Here is a 12,640-nt window from a genome sequence, read left to right on the forward strand (position 1 = left end):
CTATTTTAATGGAATTTGATTTATTCCCATTCAATTGTTGCAGGCGGTTTTGAACTGATATCATAGACCACTCTATTTACCCCTTTAACTTTATTGATAATGTCATTTGAAACTTTCATTAAAAACTCATACGGAAGGTGAACCCAGTCAGCAGTCATACCATCAGTAGATTCTACGGCGCGCAATGCAATTACTTTTTCATAAGTACGCTCATCACCCATAACTCCTACGCTATTAACCGGTAAAAGAATTGCTCCTGCTTGCCAAACTTTGTCATACAATCCCCAAGATTTTAATCCATCAATAAAAACAGCATCTACATCTTGTAAAATTTGTACTTTTTCTGGTGTAATATCCCCTAAGATACGTATTGACAAACCAGGTCCAGGAAAAGGATGTCTTCCTAGTAATTCTGGATCTATACCTAATGAAGCACCTACTCTTCTTACCTCATCTTTAAAAAGCATTCTGAGCGGTTCCACAATTTTCAATTTCATGTAATCTGGCAAACCACCTACATTATGATGTGATTTTATCGTTGCAGAAGGTCCTTTTACAGATACCGACTCAATTACATCTGGATAAATAGTTCCTTGTGCCAACCATTTTACATCTTCGATAATTTTTGACTCATCATCAAAAACTTCTACAAATACGCGGCCTATAATTTTACGTTTGGTTTCTGGGTCGCTTACACCGGCTAATTCGGAGAGGAAACGATCTCCAGCATCCACTCCTTTTACATTCAATCCCATTCCTTTGTATTGATCTAATACATTTTGGAACTCATTTTTACGTAACAAACCATTATTTACAAAAATACAATATAGATTTTTACCAATAGCTTGATGTAATAAAACTGCTGCTACTGTTGAATCTACACCTCCAGAAAGACCCAAAACAACTTTATCTTCCTGTAATTTTTCTTTTAATTCAGAGACCATTTCTTCAACAAAAGCATTTGGAGTAAAGGTTTGAGGAACGTCAGCTATTTTTACCAAGAAATTCTCTAACATTTTAGAACCATCCGTTGAGTGAAAAACCTCAGGATGGTATTGTATTGCATAGGTAGTTTCGCCTTCAATTTTGTAAGCAGCAAACTCAACATCATGAGTGCTGGCTAGTTTTACACCATTTGTTGGCAAAGCTTTGATACTATCACTATGACTCATCCAAACTTGGCTATTTGGAGAAACGCCTTCAAAGAAAATCTCATCTTCCTTGATAAATGATAAATTAGCTCTACCATATTCTCTAGTATTAGATGCAGCTACTTCACCACCGCTAAAATGAGATAAATATTGAGCTCCATAACAAACTGCTAATAAAGGAAGCTTGCCTCTTATTTGAGATAAATCTGGATGGGGTGCATCGTCTGCGCGAACAGAAAATGGACTACCTCCAAGAATTACTGCTTTATAAGATGATAAATCACTCGGAAAATGATTATATGGGAAAATTTCGCAGAATATATTTAATTCGCGAACTCTACGCGCAATAAGCTGTGTGTATTGCGATCCGAAATCTAAAATAAGTACGTTGTGTTGCATGCGCAAAAATACTTTTTATATTTTGAATTGAAAAATTGAATTTTGAAAAATATTCATTTAATTTGCTTGCAATGTTATTCTCTACTTGTAAACTTTAAATTTCTAAAATCCATACTACAGAAATTTACGTACATCCCAAAATAAATTCACAAAATGTAATTATGAAAACAAAAATTTCTTTAGCCATAGCTGTATTGTTATTGATTGCGACTTCTTGCAATGTAATTGATGATTTACTCACTTTTAACATTGACAATGAAACAAGTATACAAATTGATAGTGCTTTTCCTGTTGGGACAGCTTTTACAATTATCACTCCTGATGTCACGACTAATTCAAGTGCCACATTTGAAAACAATAATACGAAGGCCGATCTAGTTAAGGATGTAAAAATTACTGATTTGAAATTAACGATTACTAACCCTAGCAATAAATCATTTAGTTTTCTAAAATCGATACGATTGTTTATTTCAACAGATGCAAATGACGAGATTGAACTGGCATTTCTAGAAGACATTAATTCAACTGCCACTACTTTGAACCTAACGTGTACTTCGGCAAAACTTGACAAATACGTTAAAGCTCCATCGTATACTATTAGAACAAGAGCTGTTGTAAAAGAAACCTTGACTCAGGATATTACTGTAAAAGCCAATATGAAATTTAGAGTTACTGCTGATCCTTTTTAAAATCCAGTTAACCAAAAAAGATATTCTAAACTAAGAATTGCGAAGATTTTTATCCTTTTATACACTTACCGTTGAAACCATTTTTTTTATTTTTACTCTTACTTGTTCAGTTGTCTTTAACTGGACAAGTCAAAGTTATTTCTTGGAATATTGAAAATCTTGGTAAATCAAAGAGCAATGAAACCGTCAATTTTATTGCTCAAACCACCAGAGATTATGATATTATTGTCATACAAGAAGTAGTTGCTGGTTACGGTGGCGCACAAGCAGTGGCAAGGCTTGCAGATGCGTTAAATAGAAAAGGATCTAAATGGGATTACTCCATCAGCAATCCTACGTCCAGTAGCGCTTATAAAACAGAGCGATATGCTTTTTTGTGGAAAACAAGTAGAGTAAAACTTATTGGAACTCCTTGGCTAGAAAAAAAATACCATCTAGAAATAGATAGAGAACCGTATTACGCCACTTTTGAACTTGATAAAAAACAATTTACGCTTGTAAATTTTCACGCCATTACAAAAAGCAAGCAACCCGAAACGGAAATCAAACATTTCAAGTTTTTACCTACTTTATATTCCAATCTCAATTTGATTTTTTTAGGTGATTTTAATTGTCCGCAGTCGCATTCTGTTTTTGGCCCGTTAAAAAAAGTAGGATATAAATCGGCGTTACAAAACCAAAAAACATCTTTGAAAAGGAAGTGCCAAAACAACAATTGTTTGGCGTCAGAATTTGACAATATCTTTTACAATTCAAATCGAATTTCGTTTTTAAATACAGGAGTAATTCATTTTTACAATAAATTCAATTCACTAGAAGAAGCTAGAAAAGTATCTGATCACATTCCTATTTGGATGTCATTTAAGTTGCTTTAATTTATTTAAAAACCTCAAATTCGGTTCCGTCAAAACTAGCAAAAACCATACTAGGATGTGAATCTTGATGGTAAATAGTACCGTTGTGATCTATAGCAATAGCACCTGCAAAACCATCATAGGGTAATAATTCATTGAAGGTTTTATCAAAAGCATCTTTAAGTTGCATTCCGTCAGTAACTCGAGTAACAATTTTTACAGCCGTTGCATTACTAACTATGTCTTCTCCCACTCCAGTCATGCTTACGCCACAAAAAGCATTGGCATAATTTCCTGCTACAGTTGCAGAATCAGAAATTCGACCTGGAATTTCAAAACCTTTTCCACCTGTAGATGTAGCTACAGCAATTTTTCCATTTTGATCTAATGCTACACATCCTACGGTTCCTGTTCCCGTAGCTTTTAATTTGGCTTCAAATTCAGCTCTACGTTGCGGAATTTCTGTAGAAAAATACTCAAACCCATTCGCTCTGGCAAAATTAGTAGCTCCAGATCCTCCTAAAATTCGATCATCTTGTTGCATTAATAGAGCTGCTACCTCAATAGGATTTTTTACAGCTTCTATATTGATTACACCACTCATTTTTTGGGTTTCGCCATCCATGATTGCAGCACTCATCCTAATTTTTCCGTCACTTTGAATTTGTGAACCCGTTCCTGCATTAAAAAGAATATCATTTTCAAGTTGAGTTACAGCATAAACAACAGTTTCTGAAGCAGTATAAGTTTTTAAGTACTCATAAGAACGCATTACTATTTCTTCAAGTGCTTTCTGTTTTGCAATTTTAATATCATCTGAAGTTGATGATTCCGAAAAAAAACCGCCGTGTATAATTAGTTTCATAATGGAGTATAGCATTAAAGTTTGAAGAATCTATAAATAATGCGAAGATTGAATGTGCATTTTATGTGTATCCAAGTTGTAAGTGTCAAACTTACTCATTACGTGAGTGACCAAATGCGAAATGGATATGGGCTGTCCCAATTCTACTTTGGTTAAATTAGTATCTTTTATTTCTCGGCCGTCCACCAAAATTACAAGTCCAGACCCGATGGCTTCCATCTCTTTATTATTGGTAATTAGCAAACCCGTATCTTCTCCAAGTCCTATTCCTAAAACTCTTGGATTCCCTACAACTGCTTGAAATAATCGACCAATACGACCGCGCTGAACAAAATGAGTGTCAATAATTACGCCATCAATAAGTCCTAGACCACTTGCAATTTTTACTTCACCTTTCAACAAGGCTTCAGAGCTGCTGCCTTGGTAAATCATATTGTTTGAAGCTGCTGCTGCACCTGCTGATGTTCCAGCATAAATAAACTCCTCATTATGATATTTATCAAGCAACATATCGTGAAAAGGAGTTCCGCCCAAAATAGAGCTCAATCTTAATTGATCTCCTCCTGTAAACATTACAATATCAGCCGCTTTTAATCGTGCCAAAACTTCTGGATCAGCTGCCTGCTCTCTTCTTTCAATAGTCAGTATAGCTACGTTCTTTGCATTTAAATAAGTAAATGCCTTTACATATTCGGGACCAATTTCACGCGGAATTACAGATGCCGTTGTAACAATCTCTATTCTAGATTCCTCTTTATACTTTGATTCGTTAAGAATTCTTTTTAAAATTCCAGTTTCAAAAAAATTTAAATTGGTATTCGCATTTTTATCTAAATCAGTTTCTGTAAAACTTCCTTTGTCTACAGCACCACCTATAATTATCAGTTTTCCAAGTATATTCATTTGGCAAAAATAACTAAAAACTTAAAAATTACCATTTGCAAGGGCGTTTATTTAAAAAAAATACAATTTGAAGCATAATATTGCATAAAATTTTTATTTCATATCAAAAATGGCTACATTAGTAAAATCCTTGCTTTTATTTTAATTTCTAATACATTGTTTTTGAAAAACATTTCAAAACTCAAATTCTAGAATAAAAACATCTGTTTGGCTTTCACCTAAAAAAATCATTTTGCTTTTATGAAAATTATTAAAATACAAGCCCTACGTGGACCGAATATTTGGAGTATTCAACGAAAAAAATTAATCCAAATGCGATTGGATTTGGAGGAAATGGAGCAATTTCCTACCAATAAAATCGAAGGTTTTAGGGAAAGAATAGAAGCTATGTTGCCCAGCATGATAGAACATAGATGCTCCGAAGGTTGCAGAGGTGGATTCTTCTCAAGGGTAGATCGTGGTACGTGGATGGGACATGTAATTGAACACATTGCGCTCGAAATTCAAACTTTAGCAGGTATGGAAACTGGTTTTGGTAGAACCAGAGAAACTAAAACTCCAGGAACTTACAATGTTGTTTTTAGTTACACTGAAGAAAATGTAGGTTTATTTGCAGCCGAAGCTTCCGTTGCAATTGCCGAAGCCTTAATTGCGGGTAAGGAATATGATATTGATGCCGACTTGCAAAAAATGCGTGAAATTAGAGAACGTGTTAGGTTAGGACCAAGTACAGGGAGTATAGTAGATGAGGCCGTTTCGCGTGATATTCCATGGATACGTTTAGGAACCAACTCATTAGTACAATTAGGATATGGCATAAACCAAATGCGCTTTCAAGCTACAATTACCTGTAAAACAAGTAGTATAGCAGTTGATATCGCTTGCAACAAAGAACAAACTAAAAAAATGCTAGAGAATGCTTCTATTCCTGTAGCCAGCGGAAGTATTTGTGTTGATGAAGAAAGCTTAGCCGATGTGATCAAAAAAATAGGCTATCCTATTGTGCTTAAACCATTGGGAGGCAACCACGGAAAAGGCGCTTCTATAAACGTAACAAATTGGGAAGATGCTGTATCAGGACTTGCATTTGCTCAAACCTATGGCAAACGAGTGATTGTAGAAAAATTCATAACAGGTTTTGATTTTAGAGTTCTTGTAATTGATAACAAACTAGTAGCAGCAGCAAAAAGAGTACCGGCTCATGTTGTAGGTAATGGCGTTGATACCATTCAAAAATTAATAGATATTACTAACTTAGATCCTAGGAGAGGCTACGGTCATGAAAATGTATTAACTCAAATTGATGTTGATCGTGATACCGAAGATTTACTAGAAAAGCTAAACTATACACTTGAAACCATTCCAAACAATGGTGAAACAGTATTTTTAAAATCAACTGCAAATTTAAGTACTGGAGGCACATCAGTTGATGTGACTGATATGATGCATCCTGAAAATATTTTTCTAGCAGAGCGTATCTCTAGAGTAATAGGACTTGATGTATGCGGAGTTGACATCATGGCCGAGAATTTAACACAACCTTTAAAAGAAAATGGCGGAGTCATTCTAGAGGTTAATGCAGCACCAGGTTTTAGAATGCATTTGGCTCCCTCAGAAGGATTACCAAGAAACGTTGCCGCTCCAGTGATTGACATGCTCTATCCTCCCGGAAAATCATGTAGAATTCCTATTATTGCGGTGACAGGAACAAATGGTAAAACGACCACTACCCGACTCCTTGCACATATTGTAAAAAATAATGGTTTCAAAGTTGGTTTTACCACATCAGATGGTATTTATGTACAAAACCACATGATGGAAAAAGGAGATACTACAGGACCATTAAGCGCCGAGTACATCTTGAGAGATCCAACAGTAGAATTTGCAGTCCTAGAAACAGCACGTGGTGGAATCCTTAGATCTGGACTAGGATTTAGCCTTTGCGATATTGGGGTAATTACAAACATTCAAGAAGACCACTTGGGTTTAAGTGACATACACACCCTGAATGATCTTGCCAGAGTAAAAGCAACTGTGGTTAGAAGTGTTAAAAAGAATGGATGGGCAGTTTTAAATGGAGATGATGAACATTGCATTAAAATTGCAAACGACCTCCAGTGCAATGTAGCCTACTTTAGTTTAAATGAAAATAGCGAATTCATAAAAAAACAATGCGCAGAAGGAAAAACAGTAGCCGTTTATGAAAATGGTTTTATAACCATCAAAAAAGGAGAATGGAAAATAAGAGTAGAAAAAGCTACACTAGTCCCGCTAACATTAGGAGGGAAAGCTAAATTCATGATTGCAAACGTTCTTGCTGCAACGCTAGCAAGTTATTTATGGGGTTTCAAAACGGGTGATATTAGTCAATCCTTAAAAACATTTATTCCCAGTGCAGCGCAAACACCGGGACGTATGAATATTTTTGAGTTTAAAAAATTCAAAGTTCTTATTGATTTTGCTCACAATGCATCAGGATATAAAGGAGTTGCTGATTATTTGGAAAGCGTAACTGCATCCAAAAAAATAGGTATTATAGCAGGCGTAGGAGATCGTAGAGATGAAGATATTAGAGAATGTGCCCACATTGCAGCACGCATGTTTGATCACATTATCATCAGACAAGAAAAGTTTTTAAGAGGCAGAACCGAAGAAGAAATTATCAATTTAATTCTCGAAGGCATTAAAACCTCAGGAAAAGATGTTACCTACGAAATTATTCCAAAAGAAACTGAGGCCATAAAACACGCTATCAATTGCGCCGAAGAGGGCAGTTTTATAACCGCATTGAGTGATGTAGTAACTAATGCCATTGAAATAGTTCAAGAATACCTTGACAAAGAAAACGAAAAAGAGACGTTTTAGTTTTTTTTCTTGGAGCTATTCCTGCTGTCCGTTATATTCCCGCTTAAAAAACTACGGCAAAAAGCCTTGTTTTTTAAAATCGGGAGATGCCACTTCCATCAGGGCTAAAAAACAGAAAACCAGTTCACAAGACTGGTTTTTTGTTTTCAATACGATTTACGTTTTCAATTTTTTCTTTTTAGCAGCCGGAAACAATACGTTGTTCAATATCAGGCGGTATCCTGGCGAATTGGGATGTAAATCCAAAACAGTAGGTGGATCACCCACTTGGTGCTGAAAATCCTCAGGATCATGACCTCCGTAAAAAGTAAACATTCCTTTTCCTTTTTGACCATGAATGTACCTAGCTTCTGCATTTAACTCACAGCTTCCCATGACTAAAACATTAGATTTTATCAACCCTGCATCATAAGCTGTAGTTTGTCCCATAAATCCCTTGATTAACTGGGTATGATTCTGGCATAACATACTAGGAATGGGATCCCATTTTGCCGAAAAATCCATGAGTGTGAAATAATCTTTATCTGGTGGTATTCTGCGTTTAGGCGTCATATCAATATCTGAGAATTCATATACCTCTGGTTTTCGTTCTAATGTAAAATCTTTAAAAGCAAAAGAACTGCTGTAATTCATCTTGGTTTGATAATTACCTTCGCTAGCATCTCCATCAAACATAGCCTCGCAAATATCAACCCCATCTGCTGCTAGTGCAATATCAAAACTATCTGTAGCAGAACACATAGCAAACATAAAACCTCCACCTACAACAAAATCTCTAATTTTTTTGGCAACAGCTCCTTTTTGATGTGAAACTTTTGTGTACCCTAATTTGGTTGCAAGCAGTTCAGACTCTTTCTTTTGCTCGATATACCAGGGAACGTTTTTAAATGCATTATAAAATTTTCCGTATTGTCCAGTGAAATCTTCATGATGTAAATGCAACCAATCATAAAGCAGCAGTTGATCCGATAAAACCTCTTCATCATATATGGGCGTAAATGGAATTTCAGCGTAGGTCAATACAAGCGTTACTGCATCATCCCAAGGTTGTTTCCCTTTTGGAGTATACACTGCAATCTTTGGGGCTTTTTCAAGCACTACCGATTCCATGTTTTGTGACGGACTAGATATTTCGTTTAAAATAGTGGCTTGTTCTTGATCTGAAAGCACCTCAAAAGTCACACCTCGTATTTGGCATTCTCTTCGTATTTCTTCTACATCGGGAAGTAAGAAGGAACCGCCTCTATAATTAAGGAGCCAACTGGCTTTGTAATCTTTGTTCAAACACCAAAACGTAATTCCGTAAGCTTTTAAATGATTTTTTTGAACCGTTTCATCCATAGGCAACAATAAAAAAGAAGCTTGCATGGTAACAGAAAACAAGAATAATACAAGTATGATAAAACGTTTTTGCATATTTAATTTATTTATAATCCAAATATAGTAACTAAGCTACTCATGGTTAAATATTTTAACTATTTAATTTAAATATAGAGAATAAAAACACGTATTAATACGCGTACTCACTTATAGGTTTAAACTTAACTTGCAATAACTAAATAAACGAACCATGAAAAATGAAACTTGGAATAACAGCTTTAACAATACACCTATGAACCCTTTGGATATTTTAAAAAAAATAGGCCTATGCTTATTAGTCCTATTTATTATTTTTTTCTATGTAATTTGTTTCCAATACCTCTCTTAAAATAATTTTAAAACAAAATAACTTTGAAAAATTATTACACCAATTTATCAGCTGAAATTTTATCTGTCGCTCAATCAAATGGGGATACAACCTCATTAAGACGACAGCTTTACTTCACCCGCGCAGATAAATTAGAAAAAAACTTAAATACGGATGATTTAAAAAAAACATTCTGGATCAATATTTACTATGCATACTTTTTAATTCAAAAAAAAGAGCATGTGGATCAAGACAGAATTAAAACTTTTAAAAGAATTCGAATTGCGGGTACAGCAATTTCATTAAATGACATTGAATTTGGCATTCTAAAAAAATCAACACTGCGAGTAGGAACTATTCATTTTGAAAATATTTTTCACTCTAAGTTTGTAAATAAAATGGCTATTAGTGAAATGGATTATAGGATTCATTTTGTAATCCAAAGTATAACCTTAAAAAATATTAAGTTTAATTTTTATGATACTGACTTATTAGACGACCAATTGCAGGAAACAATGAAAAACTTCATCAGTCAAAAACTCATTAAGGTGCCCTCTTTTAAATAAAAATGAAATTTTCTTCGTTATTGAACTATATTTTATGGAAAAGCTTACGTTTGAAAAATATTAATCAATAGCCATGATTTCGTATTGAATTGCAAATAGTACTAAACCTGCAATATTTCTTGATTCTGTTTTCAAAAGTAGATTATTTCTATGCCCTTCCACGGTTCTCGGACTTATAAACAATGTGTCTGCAATTTCAGTACTACTTTTTTGATCGCAAATAAGTTTTAATATTTGAATTTCCCTAGTAGTCAAAAAGTTAGGATCTAATATACATTTTGTTTTCTTTACTGTTGAAATATCCTCTTGAATTACTTTCATAATGTAATCTGTGTAGTAATATCCTCTCTCAGCCACTTCATTAATAGTAACCAATAGTTCTTGTGGAGTAGAATTTTTTACTAGATAAGCCACTGCTCCAACAGCAATCATATTTAATATAAAGGATTTTGTATTGTAACTTGTTAAAGCAATAATTTTTATACTTGGATAAACGGTATGAATTATTTTTGTAGCCTCTACACCATTTATACCCTGCATTTTCAAATCCATTATGATAATATCAGGATGATTGTCATGATTGCTTTCAAGAAAAGCCAATAGTTCTCCACCACTTGAAGCTTCATAAATTACATCAATATTATTTTCTCTATCCAATAAAAATGAAATTCCTTTTCTAAAAAGTATTTCATCATCAACTATAATAATTTTTATACTATTTTTCATCATTCAAAATTAAAAATAATTATAACTCCCTCATTTGGTGCTGATTTTATATCGATAGTACCTTTTAAAAAAGCAATTCGGCTTTCAATATTTTTCATTCCTAAACCTTTCATATTTTCAGAATTATGTATTAGAAAACCAATACCATTATCTGAATACGTACATTGCTTTTTACCTTCAATTTCCTCAAAAAGAATAGCAATTTTTGTTGCTTTTCCATGGCGCAATGAATTATTCATTAGTTCCTGTAAAATCCTGAACACATGTAAATGACGATCATTTTCTGCTATGTTGAATTCAGTTCTACAGCTATAATTTACCATTACAGCCTTTGAATTGCTAAACTCTAAACACAGTTCTTCGACTCCTGCGTGCAAACCAAATTTTTCTAAAACAGGCGGTAGCAATCCGTGTGCAATTTTTCTGGAACTGTCCAATGCCTTACCTGTTAAATCAATTATATTTTGCGTTATTTCCTGAACTTCCTTCTCAGTCAAATTAGGACTGTTTAACAAATGACTGTTTAAGGCTACCACATTCAATTTTGAACTTATGTCGTCATGTAAATCCTGCGCAATTCTTTTTCGTTCTTCTTCTTGTGTTAGAATTACAGCTTGTATTTGATCTTGTTTAAATTGAATTTCTAAATCTTTTTTTTCTAATTCTTTTTTGATTATTCGTTTACGTGAAAAATAAAAAAAAACGATTAAGCCTACAGCAAGCAGTATAAAAAATAGAGAAGTATACAGTATTATTGCAACAATCTCTTTTTCATATATTTGACTTTCTTTCATGGTTACTTTTTAATGCTTTTTTAGAAAAACTTTTTTTCCATTCAACGAAAATAAGCAATTGAAAAAGAATTACTAAAAAAGAATTTACCGTCCAGGTCAAAAACTTGACGGCATTACTCAAACCTATTGTTAGGTTTCCTACAAAAAACAGAACGGTACTTGCTAGTAAATATATAATTATTCCTATAGTCAAATAGTAATACTGCTTATTCTCTAATAACATGTTGTACAAATGCATTACGGCATACAAAACTATAAGTAATGAGGTAAGAGCAATTTCAAATAAATTAAACTTAAAAAATTGCTCAGGATAGAAGCAATAATCCAGCAATAACAACATAGAACCCACAATCATAGTGTATTTTATTACACTAACTTGTGTTTTTGTCATCATTAATGATTTGTAAAAAAATCCTAAACACAAAAACTGTCCGATAAAATAAGCATGAACTAGATATAAGTTGTCTATACTTTGAAGTACTAAAATTTCCATACTTACTTGTACAAAAACTAAAACTGTAAGATAGCAAACTAGATACTGAAAGGTTTTTCCGTGTTTAGAAAAACCATTCCAGTATAAAATAAAATTTAGTATTAATAGAAAATATCCTATGTAAACAAAAATCAAATACACCTGTATTAATATTGTAGTGGGCTATCTGGGTCACCGTTTGGAGGACAAGGTCTAGAAGCATCATACACAATATCACCTTCATCTGAATCACCCTCGCCATCAGTTTGCGAAGTTCCAAAAACGTCTCTGTAAATCCCCTTTTCGTCTTTATTTGCTCCTACAAAGATGAGTGTTTCTTCTTTTTTATCATTAATCCCAAGGTAGGCACGCACAGCATCTGTTTTAAGAGCTAGTACCGCCTCAAGACTTTCTCTTGGAATTAAAAAAGCATCTACTTTATTTTTATTTCCTTCTAACTCTTGCTTACCTCTATAAGCTTTGGTCCACTTTTCAGCAGTTTGTAATGAAACTTCAATTGATTCTCCAAAAATTTCGTTGTCCATAATTGTCTTTTTATTTTAGTTAGTTTATAGTACTTAGTTTACTAAATAAGCATTGCTAAGATATTTAATTTTTTTCAAAAAAGAACATTATAATTTCAATAATAATGTAATGATAATTTTACCA

Annotated in this window: 12 protein-coding genes; 4 read left to right on the forward strand and 8 right to left on the reverse strand. The window is 33.6% G+C overall.

Going from position 1 to position 12,640, the window contains the following annotated elements:
* Positions 1–20: 20 nt before the first annotated feature.
* Positions 21–1,550 carry a glutamine-hydrolyzing GMP synthase gene (gene guaA / locus LQ189_RS07895; RefSeq protein WP_230155586.1) on the reverse strand — a complete coding sequence of 510 codons (1,530 nt, stop codon included), beginning with the start codon at positions 1,548–1,550 and terminating at the stop codon, positions 21–23.
* 161 nt (positions 1,551–1,711) lie between these two features.
* Here guaA and LQ189_RS07900 point away from each other — a divergent pair, with 161 nt between their 5' ends.
* Both LQ189_RS07900 and LQ189_RS07905 read left to right on the forward strand, forming a co-directional pair.
* Positions 1,712–2,239, forward strand: a complete 528-nt coding sequence (locus LQ189_RS07900; RefSeq protein WP_230155587.1) for a hypothetical protein — start codon at positions 1,712–1,714, stop codon at positions 2,237–2,239.
* Between the two features lie 71 nt (positions 2,240–2,310).
* Positions 2,311–3,114: an endonuclease/exonuclease/phosphatase family protein gene (locus tag LQ189_RS07905; RefSeq protein WP_230155589.1), complete on the forward strand. Its 804-nt coding sequence runs from the start codon at positions 2,311–2,313 to the stop codon at positions 3,112–3,114.
* Between the two features lies 1 nt (position 3,115).
* On the opposite strand, the gene LQ189_RS07910 is transcribed toward LQ189_RS07905, so the two are convergent.
* Positions 3,116–3,958, reverse strand: coding sequence for an isoaspartyl peptidase/L-asparaginase (locus LQ189_RS07910; RefSeq protein ID WP_230155591.1), 843 nt, complete (start codon positions 3,956–3,958; stop codon positions 3,116–3,118).
* 30 nt (positions 3,959–3,988) lie between these two features.
* Complete coding sequence (locus LQ189_RS07915) at positions 3,989–4,861, reverse strand: cyanophycinase (RefSeq protein ID WP_086455369.1); 873 nt, start codon at positions 4,859–4,861, stop codon at positions 3,989–3,991.
* A gap of 240 nt (positions 4,862–5,101) precedes the next feature.
* Here LQ189_RS07915 and cphA point away from each other — a divergent pair, with 240 nt between their 5' ends.
* Positions 5,102–7,726, forward strand: a complete 2,625-nt coding sequence (gene cphA, locus LQ189_RS07920; protein ID WP_230155593.1) for a cyanophycin synthetase — start codon at positions 5,102–5,104, stop codon at positions 7,724–7,726.
* A gap of 156 nt (positions 7,727–7,882) precedes the next feature.
* On the opposite strand, the gene LQ189_RS07925 is transcribed toward cphA, so the two are convergent.
* On the reverse strand, positions 7,883–9,142 hold the full coding sequence (locus LQ189_RS07925) for an asparagine synthetase B (protein ID WP_230155595.1): 1,260 nt from the start codon (positions 9,140–9,142) through the stop codon (positions 7,883–7,885).
* 315 nt (positions 9,143–9,457) lie between these two features.
* On the opposite strand from LQ189_RS07925, the gene LQ189_RS07930 reads away from it, so the two are divergent.
* On the forward strand, positions 9,458–9,979 hold the full coding sequence (locus LQ189_RS07930; RefSeq protein WP_230155597.1) for a DUF547 domain-containing protein: 522 nt from the start codon (positions 9,458–9,460) through the stop codon (positions 9,977–9,979).
* A 60-nt stretch (positions 9,980–10,039) separates the two neighbouring features.
* Here the strand turns inward: LQ189_RS07930 and LQ189_RS07935 are convergent, their stop codons facing one another.
* The 4 genes from LQ189_RS07935 to LQ189_RS07950 form a co-directional block, all read right to left on the reverse strand.
* Entirely contained in the window at positions 10,040–10,705 is a 666-nt protein-coding gene (locus LQ189_RS07935; protein WP_086453930.1) for a response regulator transcription factor, read from the reverse strand.
* Positions 10,705–11,499 (reverse strand): sensor histidine kinase, encoded by a 795-nt coding sequence (locus tag LQ189_RS07940; protein ID WP_230155599.1) that lies wholly within the window; start codon positions 11,497–11,499, stop codon positions 10,705–10,707. The genes LQ189_RS07935 and LQ189_RS07940 overlap by 1 nt, the downstream gene beginning before the upstream one ends.
* Positions 11,477–11,992, reverse strand: a complete 516-nt coding sequence (locus tag LQ189_RS07945) for a hypothetical protein (protein ID WP_230155601.1) — start codon at positions 11,990–11,992, stop codon at positions 11,477–11,479. Before LQ189_RS07945 ends, LQ189_RS07940 begins: the two co-directional genes overlap by 23 nt.
* 146 nt (positions 11,993–12,138) lie before the next feature.
* Complete coding sequence (locus tag LQ189_RS07950) at positions 12,139–12,516, reverse strand: hypothetical protein (RefSeq protein WP_230155603.1); 378 nt, start codon at positions 12,514–12,516, stop codon at positions 12,139–12,141.
* Between the last annotated feature and the right edge of the window lie 124 nt (positions 12,517–12,640).

The sequence above is a fragment of the Flavobacterium sp. CECT 9288 genome (genome assembly GCF_918731615.1).
GTDB lineage: Bacteria > Bacteroidota > Bacteroidia > Flavobacteriales > Flavobacteriaceae > Flavobacterium.